11 protein-coding genes are annotated in these 18648 nt (G+C 57.1%); 4 read left to right on the top strand and 7 right to left on the bottom strand.

Going from position 1 to position 18648, the window contains the following annotated elements; translation table 11 throughout:
- The first annotated feature begins 216 nt into the window (after positions 1 to 216).
- Positions 217 to 1296, top strand: coding sequence for an acetamidase/formamidase family protein (locus HMJ29_RS19500; protein WP_171593061.1), 1080 nt, complete (start codon positions 217 to 219; stop codon positions 1294 to 1296).
- A 101-nt stretch (positions 1297 to 1397) separates the two neighbouring features.
- The gene (locus HMJ29_RS19495; RefSeq protein ID WP_171593060.1) at positions 1398 to 3875 is read left to right on the top strand and encodes a M1 family metallopeptidase; all 2478 of its coding nucleotides are present in this window, start codon (positions 1398 to 1400) and stop codon (positions 3873 to 3875) included.
- 224 nt (positions 3876 to 4099) lie between these two features.
- Here the strand turns inward: HMJ29_RS19495 and HMJ29_RS19490 are convergent, their stop codons facing one another.
- The 3 genes from HMJ29_RS19490 to HMJ29_RS19480 all read right to left on the bottom strand — a co-directional run bounded on the left by HMJ29_RS19490 (position 4100) and on the right by HMJ29_RS19480 (position 10114).
- On the bottom strand, positions 4100 to 5587 hold the full coding sequence (locus tag HMJ29_RS19490; RefSeq protein ID WP_171593059.1) for an efflux transporter outer membrane subunit: 1488 nt from the start codon (positions 5585 to 5587) through the stop codon (positions 4100 to 4102).
- A 62-nt stretch (positions 5588 to 5649) separates the two neighbouring features.
- Positions 5650 to 8841, bottom strand: a complete 3192-nt coding sequence (locus HMJ29_RS19485; protein WP_171593058.1) for an efflux RND transporter permease subunit — start codon at positions 8839 to 8841, stop codon at positions 5650 to 5652.
- 109 nt (positions 8842 to 8950) lie between these two features.
- On the bottom strand, positions 8951 to 10114 hold the full coding sequence (locus HMJ29_RS19480; RefSeq protein WP_244679014.1) for an efflux RND transporter periplasmic adaptor subunit: 1164 nt from the start codon (positions 10112 to 10114) through the stop codon (positions 8951 to 8953).
- 660 nt (positions 10115 to 10774) lie between these two features.
- Here HMJ29_RS19480 and HMJ29_RS19475 point away from each other — a divergent pair.
- Positions 10775 to 12184, top strand: coding sequence for a chloride channel protein (locus HMJ29_RS19475; protein ID WP_171593057.1), 1410 nt, complete (start codon positions 10775 to 10777; stop codon positions 12182 to 12184).
- A 143-nt stretch (positions 12185 to 12327) separates the two neighbouring features.
- On the opposite strand, the gene HMJ29_RS19470 is transcribed toward HMJ29_RS19475, so the two are convergent.
- From HMJ29_RS19470 to HMJ29_RS19455, 4 genes are all read right to left on the bottom strand, one after another.
- Positions 12328 to 12663 carry a four-helix bundle copper-binding protein gene (locus HMJ29_RS19470; protein ID WP_171593056.1) on the bottom strand — a complete coding sequence of 112 codons (336 nt, stop codon included), beginning with the start codon at positions 12661 to 12663 and terminating at the stop codon, positions 12328 to 12330.
- 229 nt (positions 12664 to 12892) lie between these two features.
- On the bottom strand, positions 12893 to 13165 hold the full coding sequence (locus tag HMJ29_RS19465; protein WP_171593055.1) for a hypothetical protein: 273 nt from the start codon (positions 13163 to 13165) through the stop codon (positions 12893 to 12895).
- Between the two features lie 55 nt (positions 13166 to 13220).
- On the bottom strand, positions 13221 to 14603 hold the full coding sequence (locus tag HMJ29_RS19460; protein ID WP_171593054.1) for a sensor histidine kinase: 1383 nt from the start codon (positions 14601 to 14603) through the stop codon (positions 13221 to 13223).
- A 201-nt stretch (positions 14604 to 14804) separates the two neighbouring features.
- Positions 14805 to 15482, bottom strand: coding sequence for a response regulator (locus HMJ29_RS19455; protein WP_171593053.1), 678 nt, complete (start codon positions 15480 to 15482; stop codon positions 14805 to 14807).
- 361 nt (positions 15483 to 15843) lie between these two features.
- Between HMJ29_RS19455 and HMJ29_RS19450 the strand changes: the two genes are divergently transcribed.
- Positions 15844 to 18480, top strand: a complete 2637-nt coding sequence (locus HMJ29_RS19450; protein ID WP_171593052.1) for an MGH1-like glycoside hydrolase domain-containing protein — start codon at positions 15844 to 15846, stop codon at positions 18478 to 18480.
- Positions 18481 to 18648: the final 168 nt, after the last annotated feature.

Here is an 18648-nt window from a genome sequence, read left to right as displayed (position 1 = left end):
GGCATCACGCGTGTTATAGTTGCTATAGCAACCCAGCATCAGCACGCGTGATGCTCCGAAAAACGGATGCCGGATCAAGCGTGACGTTCTTGTTGCTCACTGCTTACGTGCCCTAACTCACGCACAAGAGAGCAGGTCAGCACTATGGGTCACAGAAGGAGTGAGGGTTTGGCGCGGGCTGCGTAGCTTGTGGCTTCTGCTGTTCCCCTTGCTACTATGACCCTTCACTACCTCTCAAACCGATTGGCTCTGCTAACGGCCACAGCCTGTGCTCTCTGCCTGACTACCGGCGCCCAGGCGCAGTCAGCTACTGCCAAGCCCACTACGCACCAACTGAAGCCTACGCCTACCACCGTGGCCTGGGGTTTCTATGATGCAGCTGCTAAGCCTGTACTGCGCATCAAGTCCGGCGACAAAGTAGAGGTGCAAACGCTCATCACCTCTAGCCCCACGCGCCTGGAAGGAGCCGGAGTAGCGCCCGCGCAGGTAGAGCAGTCGTTGCGCGATATTTACCAGAGCGTAACCAACAAAGGCCCTGGCGGACACATTCTTACGGGCCCCATTTATGTGGAAGGCGCAGAGCCCGGTGACGTGCTGGAAGTGCGTATCCGTAAGATTGACCTGGCCATTCCCTACGCTTACAACGCGTTTGGCCCAACCAGTGGCTTTTTGCCCGAAGATTTTGGCTACGCTAAAATGCGCATCATTCCGCTTGATAAAAAGCGCATGATGGCCCGGTTCGCACCTGGTATTGAGATTCCGCTGCGGCCGTTTTTCGGGAGCATGGGCGTAGCGCCACCACCCGCTGACGGCCGGATTAATAGCGCGCCGCCCGGTATCCACGCCGGCAACCTCGACAACAAAGAGCTGGTGGCGGGTACCACGCTCTACATTCCGGTGCACGTAGCCGGGGCCCTGTTTGAAGTCGGCGACGGCCACGCCGGTCAGGGCAACGGTGAGGTAGATATTACGGCCCTGGAAACCTCCCTCACGGGTACGCTGGAGTTCATTGTGCGCAAAGACCTGCACCTAACTTGGCCCCGCGCCGAAACCCCCACCGACTACATAACCATGGGCACCGACGAGGACCTCACCAAGGCCACCAAAATTGCCCTGCGCGAAATGCTTGATTTCCTGATGAAGGAGAAAGGCCTGAGCCATGATGATGCCTACATGCTGGCCAGCGTGGCGGCCAACATGGAAATTACCCAGCTCGTGGATGGTACCAAAGGCGTGCACAGCATGATTCCGAAGAAGATTTTCACCGGAAAAAAGTTGGATGGCAAAAAGCACTAGCAGAGCCGATTAGCAAGTGCACCGCTGGGCTGCTGTAGCGCAGAGGCAACCCTGAGCCTGGGCAAGCCATCTGCCGGCTTAAGAACTTATTCCTGTGTCGAATGCGAAATATACTTGTAGCGCTCCTGGGATTGGGCGTACCTGCTGTGGCTCCGGCTCAGTCAGCCCCGGCCGCAAGCGCCCTTTCAGCTGCCTACCGAGCCACGCCGCGTAAAGTAAATGCCTTGGTGCACACCAAGCTGGAGGTGCGTTTCGACTACGCCAGGTGCTACCTATACGGCCAGGAGTGGGTGACCCTCAGGCCGCATGGCTACCCCACCGATTCTTTGCGGCTGGATGCGCAAGGCATGGATATTAAGGCAGTGAGCATGGTCATGGGGCAGCAGATGCAGCCCCTCAAGCACGAGTATACCCAACAGCAACTGCTGGTGCACCTGGGCAAAATGGTGCCGGCCGGAGAGGCCTACACCGTGTATATTGAGTATACAGCCAAGCCCGAAGAGCTGAAGAAGGGGAGAAGCACGCTTATTTCTGAAGGGAAGGGCCTGTACTTTATCAACCCCGATAGCGCCGTGGCGGGTAAGCCGGTACAGATCTGGACCCAGGGCGAGACCGATGCCAACTCCGTCTGGTTTCCTACCATTGACCAGCCCAGCCAGAAAACCACCGCCGAAATCAGCCTGACGGTTCCCAGTAAGTATGTTACGCTCAGCAATGGGCGGCTAGCAGAGCAAACCGCCGCTGGCCCAGGCTTACGCCGCGATACCTGGAAACAGGAGCTCCCCCACTCGCCCTACCTGTTTATGATGGCCGTCGGCGACTTTAAGATTACCAAAGACACTTGGCGCGGCAAAGAAGTTAGCTATTACCTGGAGCCGAAGTACGCGGCCCAAACCCAACAGATTTTTGGGAAAACACCCCGCATGCTGGAGTTCTTTTCTCAGCGGCTGGGGGTTGAGTATCCGTGGAATAAATATGCCCAGATAGTGGTGCGCAACTATCCGAGCGGGGCCATGGAAAATACCTCGGCCTCGTTGTTCGGTGAGCAAGCCCAGGGCTCTGCCCGGGAACTGCTAGATTGGGAGTACGCCGGGGTAGAGCGCGAAATTGCCCACGAGCTGTTTCACCACTGGTTCGGTGACTTGGTAACGGCCGAAAGCTGGAGCAACCTTACGGTGAATGAGTCATTTGCCAACTTTAGCGAGGTGCTGTGGGCCGAGCACGAATACGGCCCCGATGCCGGAGAAGAGCAAGCTGACCGCAGCCTCCGGAACTACCTCCGCAGCACGGAGAATTATGACAAACCTCTGGTTCGCTTTCAGTACGCCGATAAGGAGCACCTTTTCGATAATGTAACTTATCAGAAGGGTGGCAGCATACTATATATGTTGCGCAGCTACTTGGGCGAGAAAGTGTTTTTCAACGGCTTGCAGCGCTATCTGAAGCAACATGCCTTCGGAAATGGTGAAGCACACCAGTTGCGGCTGGCCCTAGAAGAAGCATCTGGGCAAGACCTGAACTGGTTTTTCAACCAGTGGTACTATCGGGTAGGCCACCCCACCGTACAGCTTGACTACCAGTGGAATGCCAGCCGTAAGCAGCAGGCAGTGATAGTGCACCAAACGCAGGCTGGCGTGCCCTTTATCCTGCCGCTGGCCATAGATGTGTACACCAATGGCCGGGTCAAACGCCACCAGGCTACCCTGCGCCAAGCGGTAGATACTCTCTACTTCTCAGCCGCTACCAAGCCCGACCTGGTAAACGTAGACGCCGAAAAGGTGCTGGTGTGGCAGAAGACCGACAATAAATCAGTGGCGGAATATGCCTACCTGTATCAGCACGCCCCGCGTTACCTCGACCGCCGCGAAGCCCTGGCAGCTACCAAAGGAAAGTTTGCTGAGCGGCTGGCCCAACAAACGCTGGTAGCTGGCCTGACAGATAAGTCGGCGGCGCTGCGCCAAATGGCCATTGAACTGCTCGATCTGCAGCAGCCGGCCCTGCGCAAAGCGGCCACTCCTGCTCTGGTAAAGCTAGCCACCGCTGATGCTTCTGTACAGGTTCAGGCGGCTGCTCTCACGGCACTGGGTACGCTGAAAAACAAGCAGTATACTTCCTTATTTACCAAGGCATTAGCCAGTGCATCGTATAAAGTGCAGGGAGCCGCTTTGCTGGGCCTACTGCCGCTAGATGCTAAAGCAGCCCTAAGCCGGGCCACCGCCTTTGAAGCCGATAACAAAGGCTCGCTTACCGTAGCCTTGGTGGAGGTATATGGCAAAGAAGGTGGGCCAGCACAGTGGCCACTGGTGCTCACCAAGTTTGATGCCGCTGGGCCCAATGACCAGTTCACTATGTTAACCGGCCTCTCTGATTTACTGGTGCGCATTGATCAGCCAGCGGCCTGGCTGCAGGGTGTCAACCGCATTAAAGAGTTGGCTGTTCGGTATAAACCGTACGGCGTGCATAAAGGACTGCTGAAACTGCTAGGCCAGCTGCAGCAACAAGCTGCCGGAACTGCCAATGCCGCTCAGGTTACGGCCCTAGTAACGCAGGCCACAGCCGAAATAGAGGCCGCTAAGTAGTTAGCGGCCAGTTGCTCCTGCTAATAAACAAACAGCTCCTAGGCCTGCCGCTAAGCGAATACATTCACTTGCAATTAAACGAACGCGATTTAAGGTTCGCTTGATTTGATAGTAATACAAAAGCAAGCAGCTCGCTCTCTAACAAGGGAGCGAGCTGTTACAAGGAATGCAGTACGACTAGCGCACTATGAGAGCAAAATTTAAAGTCATTGAAATAGGCCCACTTATTTAGTAATAGGCGTGGCACTGGCCGTCCAGCCGCCGCCCAGGGCGCGGTACAGATCGATAAGCAAGAGGAACTGCTGGCGGCGTGTGGTGGTGAGGTTGAGCTCGGCTTCCAGCACATTGCGTTGGGCCGTAACTACCTCTAGGTACGAAGCATAATTGGCTTTATACAGATCGTCGGAGATGCTGACGGCTTTGTTCAGCGCATCTACTTCCTGCTGCTGCAACTCAAACACACGCTGGTAGTTACCTATTCCGCGCAGGTTGGTAGTTACTTCCTCAAAGCCGGTTTGCACCGCTTTTTGATAGTCGTTGTAGGCTATCTGCTGCTCGGCCGCTGAGCGGCGGTAGTCGGCCTTGAGGCCATTGCGGTTGATGAGGGGGCCGCTCAGGCCCGCCAGCAGCCCGTAGGCCAGGGAGCCGGGGGTATTAAATAGCACCGAGGCGCGGTAAGCATTTACACCCACAAAAGGCGTAAGCGTGAGAGATGGCAGGAAGGCAGCTCGAGCGGCGGCTACATCGGCTCGGGCGGCTACCATTTCCAGCTCGGCCTGCTGCACATCGGGGCGGCGCTGGAGCATGGTAGCGGGTAAGCCCACCTGCACTTGCGCCGGGAGGGGTTGCTGCAGAATAGGTAAGCCCCGAGCAATATGCTGCGGATAGCGGCCCAACAAGCGGTTCAGCTCATTCTCGGTGGCCACTATGCGCTGCTGGGTTTCTGCTTCCAGGCTACGCGTGCGCAGCAGCTGCGCGGTAAACTGCTGCACGGCCAACTCATTGGCACGGCCCGCGCGCTTCTGAACTTTTACAATTTCGAGGGCGCGCTCCTGCAGGCGCTGGTTTTTGGTTAGTACAGTAAGCTCATTATCGAGGCCTAGCAGATTAAAGTAAAGGCGGGCAACCTCCGCTACCAGGGAGGTTTCTACCAGATGGCGGCCCTTCTCTGAGGCCAGCAACCGAAGGTAGGCTGCTTTCCGGCGCTGCCGTAATTTGCCCCAGACATCCAGCTCCCAGGAGCTGCGCAGCCCCAGGAAGAAGTCAGGGGTAGGGGTAGGAATGCGCTGCCGCCCCTCCACATTGGGCGATAAGTTGGTGTCGTAGTTGCCAATGCCGTTGAGGGTGTAGTCGCCGTACTTCTCTACGCCGGCACTTGCCACGCCATTAATGGCGGGCAGCAGTGCGCCGCGCTGCACCTGCAGGGTAGCCCGTGCAATTTCAATGCGCTGAATGGCGGTGCGCAAATCGGGGTTGGCCTGCAAGGCCGTGTCGATGAGGCCGATTAGGTTTTTGTCTCCGAAAAACTCCTGCCATGACAACGCCCCGATTGAGGCAGAGTCGGTGGTGGTGGCAGCAAAGCGGGAGGGCATAGAGGCGGCAGCCGGCTGCATCGTCGGCGCTGCTACCCGGCAGCTGGTTGCCAGCGCCAGGCCAGCTAGTGCCGGAAGAAAACGGTTAATAACTGAACGTATGGAGAGGAGTGAGGTCATGGGGCTAGCGAGGCTAGAGCTAATAAGCTGCAGATGGTGGCCGGCGAAGCCGGGGTGAGGCCCTAGGCCGTGGCGTGGGCAGGTTCGAGGGTGCTTTCAGGCTCCGTTACTGGCTGTTTCTTGTTGGCTTTACCGCGTCCAGATACCAGCACGTACAGGCCCGGAATCAGAATGACGCCAAACAGGGTGCCAATGAACATGCCGCCGGCTGCTGCGGTACCAATAGAACGGTTACCCAAGGCGCCCGCGCCGTCGGCAATGGTGAGCGGAATGAGGCCAGCAATAAAGGCGAAGGAGGTCATCAGAATTGGACGCAGGCGGGAGTAACCACCTTGCACGGCCGCCTCCAATGCCGAAAGGCCTTCTTTGCGCTTCAAAACCGCAAATTCAATAATCAGAATGGCGTTTTTGCCTAGCAAACCGATCAGCATGACCAGTGAAACCTGAGCGTAGATGTTGTTCTCTAGGCCTAGCAGCTTCAGGAACAGGAAGGCTCCGAAAATACCGGTGGGCAGGCTCAGAATTACTGGCAGTGGCAGCAAAAAGCTTTCATACTGCGCAGCCAGCAGCAAGTACACGAACAGGAGCACCACCGCAAACACATAAATGGCCTGGTTACCACTCAGGATTTGCTCGCGGGTCATGCCACTCCACTCGTAGGTGTAGCCGCGGGGTAGCTCTTTGGCGGCTACCTCCTCAATGGTTTTGATTACATCCCCGGAGGAGTAGCCGGCGGCGGCATCGCCATTAAGCATGGCCGAGGTGTACATGTTGTAGCGGGTGAGCTGCTCAGGCCCGTACACGCGCTCCAAGCGCACAAACGAGGAGTAGGGCACCATCTCGTTGCGGTTGTTTTTTACGTACATTTTCAGCACGTCCTCGGGCTGGGTGCGGTAGCCGGGGGCCGCTTGTACCATCACCTTATACATCTGCCCGAAGCGGATGAAGTTGGAGGCGTAGTAAGAGCCCATCAGCGTTTGCAGGGTGCTCATCGCCTGATCAACGGTCACGCCTTTTTTGGCGGCCTGGTCCTGGTCTACGTGAATCAGGTACTGCGGAAAGCTAGCGTCGAAGCCGGTGAAGGCGGAGCCTACCACGGGTGTTTTGGTAAGGGCCGCAATGAATTCATTTGAAACTTTAGCCGTCTGCTGCAGGTCGCCGCGACCGGTGCGGTCGAGCAGGCGCAGCTCAAAGCCGCCGGAGTTGCCGAAGCCGGGCACCGTGGGCGGAGCAAAGAACTGAATATCAGCGTCGGTGATACTTTCAGTTTGTTTGTTGAGGACGGAAATCAACTCGTTTACTGATTGCTTGCGGTCGTCCCAGGCCTTCAGGTTGATCATGCCCATGCCGTAAGAGGCGCCAGCTACTTCGTTCATGAGGCTGTAGCCCGCCAGCGTCGACACCGATTCTACCGGGCCCAGCTTGGCCGCAGCCTTCTGGATCTGGTCGAGCACCTTCTCGGTACGCTCCACGGTGGCGCCGGGGGGCGTGGTCACGTTCACGTAAATCATGCCCTGATCTTCCGTCGGGATAAAGCCCGAGGGCAGGATGGAGTTAACGCCCCAGGTGGCCAGGCAGAAGCCAATCAGCAGGGCCACCGTAATCATACGCCGGCTGGCTATTGTGCGCACCAGGCGCTGGTAACCCGTGGCCAGTGACTCATAGCGGCGGTTGAAAGCGGCAAAAAACCTATCAAGCAGGCCGAGCTTGCGGTTAGCCGCATCCGGCGTATCGCCCTCAATGGCGTGGGTGGGCTTCAGCATTAAGGCGCATAAGGCCGGCGTGAGGGTAAGAGCGTTTACCCCAGAAATAACAATGGAAATAGCCAGCGTAAGCGAAAACTGTCGGTAGAATACGCCCACCGGGCCATCCATGAACGACACCGGTACAAACACCGCCGACATCACCAGGGTAATGGCCACAATAGCGCCGCCAATCTCGCCCATGGCTTCCAGGGTAGCATCCATGGCGGAAAGGTGCTTCTCGTGCATTTTGGCGTGCACGGCTTCTACCACCACAATGGCGTTATCTACCACAATACCAATGGCCAGCACCAGCGCAAACAGCGTGAGCAGGTTAATGGAGAAGCCCAGCAGTTGCATGAAAAACAGCGTGCCCACCAGCGCAACCGGCACGGCCAGGGCCGGAATGAGCGTGGAGCGCCAGTCTTGCAGGAACAAGTACACTACCACAAATACCAGTAAGAAGGCTTCCACTAGCGTCCGCAGTACTTCATGAATGGAGGCATCAAGGAAGCGCGACACGTCGTAGGCCACATTGTAGGTCATGCCGGGCGGGAAGGAAGTTCCTTTCAGCTCGGCCATGCGCTCTTTCACGTTCTTAATAACATCGGAGGCATTAGAACCGGGGCGCTGCTTGAGCATGATGGCCGCCGAGGGCTTACCGTCTATCTTAGAGACCATACCGTAGCTGAGCACGTCAAACTTCACCTGGGCCACGTCTTTGAGGCGCAGCACGGAGCCATCGGGGTTGGCACGCAGCACAATGTCCTCGTACTGCTTGGGCTCAAACATTTTACCGGTGTAGCGCAGCACGTACTGCAGCATCTGCGCATCCTGGCCCGAGCTTTCCCCCGACTTACCCGGTGCCGCTTCCACGTTCTGGGCCCTGATGGCCTCCACAACCTCATCAGCCGACACGTTGTAGGCCACCATGCGGTCGGGGTGCAGCCACACGCGCATGGAGTACTCGCGCTGGCCCATGATTTCGGCGAAGCCCACACCGTCAATGCGTTTGAGCTCCTGCAGGACGTTAATGTCGGCGAAGTTGTAAATGAACTTCTCGTTCACCTTGGGGTCTTCGCTCATCACGTTGAGGTACAGCAGCATACTGTTTACCTCTTTCTCGGTGCTTACACCGGCCTTAATTACTTCCTCGGGCAGCTCATCAATTACTGTTTGCACGCGGTTCTGCACGTTCACGGCCGCCAGGTCGGGGTCGGTACCCACCTGAAAGAACACCGTGATAAGCGTGATGCCGCTGTTGCTGCTCACCGACGAGATGTAGGTCATGCCCGGCACCCCGTTAATGGCGCGCTCCAGCGGCGTGGCCACGGCTTTAGCACACACCTCGGCGTTGGCGCCGGTGTAGCGGGCCGTAACGGTTACGGAGGGGGGCACAATGTCGGGGAACTGCGTAATGGGCAGCGAAAACAGCGCTAGGCCACCCAGAAACGTGATAAACAGAGATATAACCAGCGAGAGAACCGGTCGGCGAATGAAGAGTGCAAACATAGGAGGCGGGTGTTCTAGAGCGAGAGGGGACGGTACTGAGGTAAAGCAGAGGCCAGGCCTGGCCGCTCAACCAAGGAGCGGCGCCTGGCGCTGGGTAAGCCGCGGGGGCTTATCTCGCTTCGTTGATTAGGTCGTCCATCTTCACGTATTTAGGTGTGATGCTGGCCCCGTCGCGCAGTTCCTGCACACCTTCGTACACTACTTTGTCGCCGCTCTTAAGGCCCGTTTTCACCACGTAGAAATCGGAGAGGCGAGTTTGGGGCTGAAAGGGATGTTGCTTGACCTTACCAGCCGCATCTACCATGTACACGTAGTTTTTGTCCTGCACTTCAAACACCGACTTCTGGGGTACCAGCACGGCGTCTTCTACGGTGCTGCTCAGGCGCACACGGCCCGAGGCGCCGTGGCGCAACAGCTTCTTGGGGTTGTCGAAGCGGGCCCGGAAGGCGATGGAGCCAGTGTTAGCCTGGAACTGGCTCTCCACGGTTTCTACTTTGCCTTTTACGGGGTAGGTAGAGCCATCGGCAAGCAGCAACCGAACCTCGTTGGTGCTGCGGGCTGAGTCCTGACCGCTCTTCTTTACATACTCGAGATACTCCGCCTCCGACACGTTGAAGTACGCGAACATGGCGTGAATATCTGACACTGTAGTAAGCAGGGTGCCATCTTCAATCACACTCCCCATTTTAAGCGGAATGCGGTTTATAACGCCATCAAACGGGGCACGCACCAGCGTGTAGGAGAGATGCAGAGAGGCGTTGGCTACGGCCGTGCGCGCCTGCTGCACCATTGCTTGGGCCGCTTCATACTTGGCCCGGGCCACTTCCAGCTCCGTTTTGGAAATGATATTCTTATCCGTGAGCAGCTTGACGCGCTCTACCTGCAGCTTGGCTACCCTAACCGCCGACTGAGCACTACTTAGCTCGGCCTGAGCCTTCGTGAGCCGGCTCTTATACTCGGTATCGTTGATGCGGAACAGCGGCTGACCCTTGCGTACTGTCTGGCCCTCATCCACGTAGATCTGCTCCAGAAAGCCTTCCAGCCGCGCCCGAATTTCCACGTTGCGCACGGCCTGTATATCGGCTACATAATCATGGCTCAGAATTGTGTCGCGGGCGTTTAGCTGCGTTACCGGCAAAGTAGGCGGCGCATCCTTGGCCAAAGTGGCTGTGTTGGCCTGCGTGTCAGTCCCGCAGCCAGAAAGGCCCAGGCCTAGCATAGAAGGAAGAATCCAGGTAAGTAAACTGTATCGGAGTGAGCGGAGAGGTTGCATAAAAGGTAGAAACAAGGCGCACGGAAGTAGTGCAGGATGATGCAAAGCTCTACGCCAAACATTAGCGTAGAATTAGAACAACATTAAAAGACATTAGAAAAGGCCTTTCATGCCGTCTGGAAAGGGTTTGTCAGGCTGAGGCAATTAAGCCAGTTGAGGCAATTGCCCCCCGCCTGATAGTGCTAACTAGTGAGCTATAAAGTAGTTTTGCTCCTCATTGCCAGCCCAGGTGTAGGAAGCCAGCCCCCTGACCACACAAGCCTCATTGCTGTTCCGGTGTGCAATGGCCTCCTGCTTTTGTGCGGTACGTACGCCCAAAGCACATGGCTTGTTTTCGGGCAGCCTTCGCCGGGAAGGGCACACGCCTCACCCTCTGCCACCACTGCTGCGCACGGGCGCAGTTTTGAGTGGATAACAACGTTTTCATGTTTTGCGCAGTTGTAACAACAGGAAAGCCGCATTCTCTGAGCCTGGCCGCTGAGCGCGGGGCCGCGCATACCTGGTACAAACAGCTCTTGCTTCATGTGTCGTTTATGACAGCCCCCGTAGCTTGGCCCTCTCCAGCGGTTTCCCATAGTTGTATCCTTCTTAGCACCCACCCGTTCTGCTACCTGACCGTACTGCCCTGGTGGTAGTAGCTTCATTTTTATCCCCTCGTGCATGCCTGCATCCAGTTCGCGCTACGCCAAAGCTCTATCATGGTTTGATACACATATCCTCCAGCAACTTTACACCGACCGCGTCAGACGGCTTATTCTCCAAAGCTTTCCGTTTTGGTTCGCCTCCATTATTGTGGGCGTTGTGGCGGTGGGGTACGAGAAGGTGTTTGTGTGGGCAGAGGCCGTGAGCTTTGGGTGGCTGCAACGGCAGCCACTGCTGGCGTTTGCGCTCACGCCGCTGGCTTTTCTGGTGTCGTGGGGGCTGGTGCAGCGCTGGGCGCCGGCTGCCCGCGGAAGTGGTATCCCGCAACTCATGGCGGGCATTGAGCTCTCCAAACCCTCGCAACACCACCGGACGGGGTACCTGCTGAGCTTGCGGGTGGCCATTGTAAAGCTGTTGAGCAGCGTAGCCCTGCTGCTGGGAGGCGGCGTAATTGGGCGCGAGGGGCCTACCATTCAAATATCAGCCGCCATCTTTCGGGCTATAAACCGCTTGCAACCCGCTGGCTGGCCCCAGCTCTCCCGGCAAATTGCCCTCGTGACCGGGGGCGCGGCCGGACTAGCTGCCGCCTTTAACACGCCGCTGGGAGGGATTGTGTTTGTGGTGGAGGAACTGACTCAGATGCACATGGCCCGCTTCCGGATGGCGGTATTTTCGGCAGTTATTGTGGCGGGCCTCACGGCGCAAACGTTGCTGGGGTCTTACCTGTACCTCGGGTTTCCGAAGGTGACGGCACATGCAGGATGGTTTTTGGCTACCGTGGCATTGGTGGCGGTGTTATGTGGCCTGGCGGGAGCCGCCTTTGCCAAAACTCTGCTCTGGATTAATGCCTACCGGCGCCGCTACGCTACCAGACTCCAGCAGGCGGCGTGGGTAGTGGGGTGCGGCCTGCTGCTGGCAGCACTGGCCTACGCCGTAGGCCAGGAGGGGGTGGGCACGGGTAAGCCTATTATCAACCGCCTTTTGTTTCAAAACGATGGTCAAACGCCGTGGTACCTTTTTCCGGTGCGATTTGCCGGTATGGCCCTGAGCTACAGCAGTGGTGGTGCGGGCGGTATTTTTGCTACCTCCCTGAGTGCCGGTGCCGTGCTCGGTGATGCGTTGTGCCGCCTGGGCCAGGTGCCTCTGGAAGACCGCAACCTACTGATTCTGGTGAGCATGGTAAGCTTCCTGACCGGGGTAGTACGCTCCCCGTTCACGGCGGCCATTCTGGTTCTGGAAATGACGGACCGCCACTCAGCTATCTTCCAGCTGCTACTCAGTGGCATGATGGCTCAGGCAGTGGCTTCGCTTATTGATCCGCATTCCTTTTATGAACACCTAAAAACCGGTTTCCTGCGCGAAGCATTGGCTCAGCCTGTGCCAAACCGCCCAGTACCCCACCCCGTAGCCAACCCCGACCTGGAGTAGTAAGCCACCACGAAGCAGCGGATGCCAGGCCCCAGAGCAACCTCACTTTTCCAGCTGGACAGCCGATGGGCTGAATGGCTGGAAAAGTGCGGTTGTTGTTTCTGGCGGTTGCCGCTTGCGCTAGTGCCTGATAGCCGATAGGCCTAGGGCGCAAACGTGGGCGTTATGAAAGCAGTGCGGCAGGCATCTTCGGCCCGGCGGCAGGTTTCAGTGCACGTGCGAGCAGCCTCATTGGAAAACTGAGTGCATTCATCGGCGCAGGAGCGGCACAACTCAGCGCACTCGCGCAGGATGTGCACAGTATGCTCTGCCTGGCGCATAACAAAGGTGGCGGTAAGGCGGCAGAGGTCGGCACAGTCGCGGCTTAGGCGCACGCCTCGGTGCAGTTCTGGCAACTCTAGGCCAGTAAGAGCCAGATGTTCGCAGGCAATGAGGCAAGAATTAAGTGCATCTAAAACGTGTTGTTGGCGGGGGAGCATGGGAAAGGAAGTAAGAAAAAGAACGCGCTTGCCGCAGGCAGAGCGCAGAGCTCTGCGCTTAAAATGCAACGGGCCCGCCTTGCAGCGCTTGGTGGGAAAAGCGCCAAAAGACAGGCCCGCACATTAGGAGAGCATTAATCTTACATTAGAAAACATTAAAAAATGGGGCAGCTAGCCTACACTCTTTACCGTTTTAAACCTCAGGTGTACCCGCTTAACAGGTGAATGACTATTGCCCTTTCGGAGCCGAAGCATGCGCCAGGCTATCGGGCGTGAAGGAGTAGCCCGCCTGGCACTCTGCCAGCGCCCGGCGCGTTTGCTGCAACTCTACCTCAGCCATTGTTTCGAGCAGTGGAGCATCAAGGGCATAATCCTCGGGGTATTCGGGGTTCTGGAAAAGCAAATACAGGTTGAGCCCCGTTGACAGCAACAGAGTACCCAGCAGAAGCCATACCAGGAGCCTGTTGCGGGAGGCGGAAGAAGTTAGGGGAAGTCCAGCCATGGCGCAAAACTTGCCCCACAACATTAAAACGATATGAGAAGAAGATTAGAAAAAGTTAGAGACCGGGCCCAGCGGTAGCGGCGGGGAGCTTAACGCTGGCCGTGGTACCCTTCCCAACCACTGAGGTAAGCTGAATCTGGCCACCATGCAGCAGCACAATTTTGCGCGTCATGGGTAGGCCTATGCCATAGCCGGGGGCGGTAGTGTTGGTGCCAGCGCGGTATAAGGGCTCATAAATGCGGGCTAGCTCATGAGGCTCCATACCAATGCCGGTGTCCGTAATCTTGACTTCGATGGCGTCGGTGGAGGGGTAGCTGAGCAACGCCTGCACCCCATCCTGCGAATATTTACAGGCATTATCGAGCAGGTTAAGCAGGGCAGTGGTGAGCAGCTGCTCATTGCCGCGCACCATAAACATATCCTCCACCTCGGGAGGGAGCTGGCCAAACTGCTGCTTTATGCTTCGGCCGGGGTGGCGCTTTTCGCAGGAGGCAATGGCCTGGGCCAGGCACTCATCAAGGCGCACCAGGTCGCGGCGAAACGAGGCATCCGTAACTTTGGCTAAGCTCAGCAGCCCGTTGGTCAGCTCAATCAGCTTCTTGATTTCTTCCGTGGCCGAGCCAATGCTGTGCTTGGCTTCGGCCAGATCGGTATCGTAGGCGTAGGACGTTTCCAGGGTGCCCAGCACTGACGCCAAGGGCGTGCGTAACTCATGGGAAGCATTGCTCAGAAAGCTTTTCTGCGACTCAAAGGCCTGCTCTACTCCACCCAGCATATGGTTGAAGGTGCGGGCCAGCTGGGCTATTTCGTCGGTGCCATTGCCTTCATCAACCCGGGTGCTCAGCTGCGTTGCCGTAATGCGCTCTACCTGTGCAATAATGCGCGAAATTGGTTTCAGTGACTCATCCGCGAAGTACCAGCCCGCCAGAATAATCAGCACCAGCGCCCCCAGATTGGCCGCCAGTAAAATCAGCCATAGCCTCACCATCTGGCGGTGCCCAAAGTCATCGTGGCCGGCGGCGAATATCCAGTAAGGCCGGCCATTGCGCTCATAGTACAGGCCAATAGTTTCCAGCTGCCCATCCCGGAACTGCACCGGCCGGCTAGGCTTAATGCGCGGCAGATAGAAGGAGTTGAGCTTTTGGCTCAGGCCATCGGCGCTAGTATAAAGCAAGTGGTGACCAGGGCCATAAATGCTTATTTGCTCGCCCGGTACGGTAAACAAATCACGCCGGTGCAAGGTGCGCAGCAGCTCATCATTGATGCTGTCTCGGTGCAGCAGAACGCGCGCGGTCATGGCCGCTTTGCCAGCCAGGCGGTTCACGAAACGCTGCTCCCGGTTGCTGGCCTGGAAGTAGTAAATGAAGATAGAAAAGCACAGCTGAATGCCTACCACCAGCAGGGTGAAGCGCAGAATCAGCTTGTTGCGAATGAGCATGGTAGGCGGTGAGGTGATATGGTTGTGAGCTTGTGCAGTGGTGGGGGCTGATGGGTGGAGAAACAAACAGCACGGCATCCTAACGCAACATACCCCAGGAGGAAACGCCAGGCTAGGTATGGCTACCTTAAACGCCTGGGTGCAGGGTAGTGCGCAGAGCAGTCAGGAGGGCTTGCTGCTGTGTTAATTTCTCGCAGCCTGCTACCCTTCGCGCAGTACATAGCCCATACCTACTACCGTATGAATCAGTTTGGTGTCATAGCCTTTATCAAGCTTCTTGCGCAGGTAGCTCACGTACACGTCAATGACGTTGGTATTGGTGTCGAAATTCAGCTCCCAGACCTTTTCCGCAATGTCAACGCGCGAGATAACCTTGCCTCTATTGAGCAGCAGGTATTCCAGCAGGGCATATTCTTTGGTGGTAAGATCAATGCGCTGCCCGGCACGGGTAACGGCTTTCGAGTCCAGATTAAGCTCTAGGTCGGCAATGCGAAGCAGGTGCTTCACGGCGGCCCCTTCGGCGTGGCGGCGGGTGAGCACGCGGGCGCGCAGCAGCAACTCCTTAAACTCAAAAGGCTTCACCAGGTAATCGTCGGCGCCGGCCTCAAACCCCATCACTTTATCATCGAGACTATCCAGAGCCGTGAGCATGAGTATGGGCTGCTGCGGGGCCTGCTGCTTGATAAGCCGGCAGAGCTCAAAGCCATTGATGTGGGGCAGGTTTACATCCAGAATAACCAGGCCGTAAGGCTGTTTTTGGGCTAACGAAAGCCCCAGGCGGCCATCGTAGGCCACTTCCAGCTCATAGCCCTCGTTCTCAAAGCCTTTTTTAACGAATGACGCCAACTTCGGCTCGTCTTCTACCAGCAATAGTTTCATACGCAGTTATGTGCCCGTGGGAATTACCCAGTGTGCAAAGCTATACGTGCTAACCCGGGTATATGCTAGCGCGGCACACAAAAGTGCAGCTATGGCTTGCGCAAATAGTGTGTACTGGCCTAGCAGCGCTGAAGTGCCTAAATAGTGGCCTGGCAACGCCAGGGATGCCAGCAACCTCACCGCTAGTCACCTCAACCGTAGCAACCGTTTAGCGCAAAAAGCAGTAGGGCAGTCAGTAATTGGCATGGCCGGGCCCCAGCAGGAACCGTAGCCGCCCCTACCTACGCTTCGTGGGGGCGCCCAACTCCTTAGCAGTACCTTCAGGCAGCTAAGTGTATTTTCATGGGCCACAAGATTCAGTATGACGCAAGAACATTTACGCTTAACCGAAAGTAACGCGCACATTTCGCCCTGGAAAAAGTTTGGTCCTTACCTCACTGAGCGCCAGTGGGGCACAGTACGCGAAGACTATAGCCCCGACGGAAACGCCTGGGAATACATTACGCACGATATGGCCCGCAGCAAGGCCTACCGCTGGGGTGAAGAAGGCTTAGGCGGTATCTGCGACGACCGGCAGCTGCTGTGCTTTGGGGTGGGCCTCTGGAATGGCAAAGATGAGATTCTGAAGGAGCGCCTGTTTGGCCTCACCAACGGGCAGGGCAACCACGGCGAGGACGTGAAGGAGCTGTACTACTACCTCGACAGCACGCCCACGCACTCCTATATGCGCATGCTCTACAAGTATCCGCAGCAGGCTTTCCCGTATCGGAAGCTGCTGAAGGAGAACAAGAAGCGCAGCCGGCAGGAGCCCGAGTATGAGCTCATGGATACCGGCATTTTTAAGCAGAGCCGCTATTTTGACGTGTACATTGAGTATGCCAAGGCCGACCCTGAGGACATCCTGATTCAGATAACGGTGCACAACCGGGGGCCCAAGGTGGCCAAAGTGCAGGTGCTGCCTCAGCTGTGGTTTCGCAACACGTGGGCCTGGGGCTACAACACTGCCCGGCCCGTGCTACGCGAAACCGCCACCGGAACGGTGGTTGCTGAGCACCATGAGCTAGGCCAGTACCATTTGTACTGCGATGAGAAGCCCGAGCTGCTGTTCTGCGAGAACGACACCAACGGTGCGCGCCTCTACAACCTGCCCGCCGAAGGCCGCCATTTCAAAGATGGCATCAACGACTATGTGGTGAAGGGCGACCGGGAAGCCATCAATGCTGACCAGCGCGGTACCAAGGTGGCGGCCCACTACTCCCTGACCCTGCAGCCGGGCCAGTCGCACGCGGTGCGCTTGCGCCTGCGCCAGCCGGGCTGCGAGGAGCCCTTCCTGGATTTCGACCACATTTTTGCGGCCCGCCGCCACGATGCGGATGAGTTTTACGACTGCATTCATGATACCCTCTCTGACCCCGATGCCCGCAACGTGCAGCGCCAGGCCTTCGCGGGCATGCTCTGGAGCAAGCAGTTTTACTATTATGACGTAAACCAGTGGCTTACCGGTGACCCTGCCGTGCAAACGCCGCCCGCTGAGCGCCTCAACGGCCGTAACCGCCGCTGGAGCCACCTCCACAACGAGGACATCATCTCGATGCCCGATAAGTGGGAATACCCTTGGTATGCCGCCTGGGACCTGGCTTTTCATGCCATTCCGCTGGCTATGGTAGACGCCGAGTTTGCCAAGAGCCAACTCCGCCTGCTCACCCGCGACTGGTACATGCACCCCAATGGCCAGCTGCCCGCCTACGAGTGGAATTTCTCTGATGTAAACCCGCCGGTGCACGCCTGGGCCACCTGGCGCGTGTACCAAATGGATAAGAAGCTCCGCGAAGGCCAGGGCGACACCGCTTTTCTGGAGGCGGTATTTCATAAACTGGCCCTGAACTTTGCCTGGTGGGTAAACCGCAAAGACAAGAGTGAGCGGAACATCTTTGAGGGAGGCTTCCTGGGCCTGGATAACATTGGGGTGTTTGACAGAAGCTCTGCTTTGCCCACTGGCGGCTTCATTGAGCAGTCAGACGGCACGAGCTGGATGGCCATGTTTGCCCTGAACATGATGCGCATGGCGCTGGAGCTGGCCAAAACCAACCCCGTGTACCAGGAGCTGGCCGGCAAGTTCTTTGAGCACTTTCTCTACATTGCCGATGCCATGACCCGCGGCGGCGACGGCCTGTTCAACCTCTGGGATGAGGAAGATGGGTTTTATTACGATGTGCTCCATACCCCCGATGAGGAGCGCACCAAGCTCAAAGTGCGGTCTATTGTGGGCCTGATTCCGCTGTTTGCGGTAGAGGTGATTGATCAGGAAATGCTGGATGCCATGCCCGAGTTTACGGAGCGGGCCCGCTGGCTCCTGGAGAACCGCCCTCATCTGGCACAGCTGGTTTCACGCTGGGAAGAGCCGGGCAAAGGTGCCCGCCACCTGCTGAGCCTGCTGCGCCGCTCCCGCCTCAAACGCCTGCTCACTCGCATGCTCGATGAAACGGAGTTCCTCTCAGAGTTTGGCATTAGGGCTATGTCGCGCTACCACCTGGAGCACCCTTATGTGTTCAGCACCGAGGACGATGACTTTGTGGTGCAGTACGTACCCGGCGAGGCCGAGAGCAGCATGTTTGGGGGCAACAGCAACTGGCGGGGCCCCATTTGGTTTCCCATCAACTACCTCATTGTAGAGTCGTTGCAGCGGTTCCACTTCTACTACGACGAGAAGTTTAAGGTAGAGTACCCCACCGGCTCGGGCGTGCTGCTTAACCTGAACCAGGTAGCCCAGGAACTAGCCAGCCGACTTACCAAGCTGCTCCTTAAGGATGAGCATGGCCGCCGCCCGGCTCTCGGCAATAATGAGCTGCTGCAAACCGATCCACACTTCCGTGAGAACCTGCTCTTCCACGAGTACTTCCACGGCGACAATGGCTACGGCCTGGGCGCTAACCATCAAACCGGCTGGACTGGCCTCATTGTGCGCCTATTGCAGATGCGGGGGGAGAAGGGGAAATAAATTACTGGAGTGATGATTAAAATGGGAAGCGCTAATGAAATGGCGAAAAAATGAAGTGATAAGCCATGGTGAGAAGGTAAACAACAACGCTGGTACGCTTGTCTTGCTCACAATCTTATAGAGTACTTCGCTTTTACACGTACTTCCACTTCATCAACTCTCCACAAT

The sequence above is a fragment of the Hymenobacter taeanensis genome (genome assembly GCF_013137895.1).
GTDB classification, from domain to species: domain Bacteria; phylum Bacteroidota; class Bacteroidia; order Cytophagales; family Hymenobacteraceae; genus Hymenobacter; species Hymenobacter taeanensis.
This window is presented reverse-complemented; position numbering and strand designations above follow the sequence as displayed.

Excerpts from the sequence above, each read along its gene's own strand:
- HMJ29_RS19455 (WP_171593053.1), bottom strand. The coding sequence starts at position 15,482 with ATGAAACTATTGCTGGTAGAAGACGAGCCGAAGTTGGCGTCATTCGTT.
- HMJ29_RS19475 (WP_171593057.1), top strand. The coding sequence starts at position 10,775 with ATGCCTGCATCCAGTTCGCGCTACGCCAAAGCTCTATCATGGTTTGAT.
- HMJ29_RS19480 (WP_244679014.1), bottom strand. The coding sequence starts at position 10,114 with ATGCAACCTCTCCGCTCACTCCGATACAGTTTACTTACCTGGATTCTT.
- HMJ29_RS19460 (WP_171593054.1), bottom strand. The coding sequence starts at position 14,603 with ATGCTCATTCGCAACAAGCTGATTCTGCGCTTCACCCTGCTGGTGGTA.
- HMJ29_RS19450 (WP_171593052.1), top strand. The coding sequence starts at position 15,844 with ATGACGCAAGAACATTTACGCTTAACCGAAAGTAACGCGCACATTTCG.
- HMJ29_RS19465 (WP_171593055.1), bottom strand. The coding sequence starts at position 13,165 with ATGGCTGGACTTCCCCTAACTTCTTCCGCCTCCCGCAACAGGCTCCTG.
- HMJ29_RS19495 (WP_171593060.1), top strand. The coding sequence starts at position 1,398 with ATGCGAAATATACTTGTAGCGCTCCTGGGATTGGGCGTACCTGCTGTG.
- HMJ29_RS19485 (WP_171593058.1), bottom strand. The coding sequence starts at position 8,841 with ATGTTTGCACTCTTCATTCGCCGACCGGTTCTCTCGCTGGTTATATCT.
- HMJ29_RS19470 (WP_171593056.1), bottom strand. The coding sequence starts at position 12,663 with ATGCTCCCCCGCCAACAACACGTTTTAGATGCACTTAATTCTTGCCTC.
- HMJ29_RS19500 (WP_171593061.1), top strand. The coding sequence starts at position 217 with ATGACCCTTCACTACCTCTCAAACCGATTGGCTCTGCTAACGGCCACA.
- HMJ29_RS19490 (WP_171593059.1), bottom strand. The coding sequence starts at position 5,587 with ATGACCTCACTCCTCTCCATACGTTCAGTTATTAACCGTTTTCTTCCG.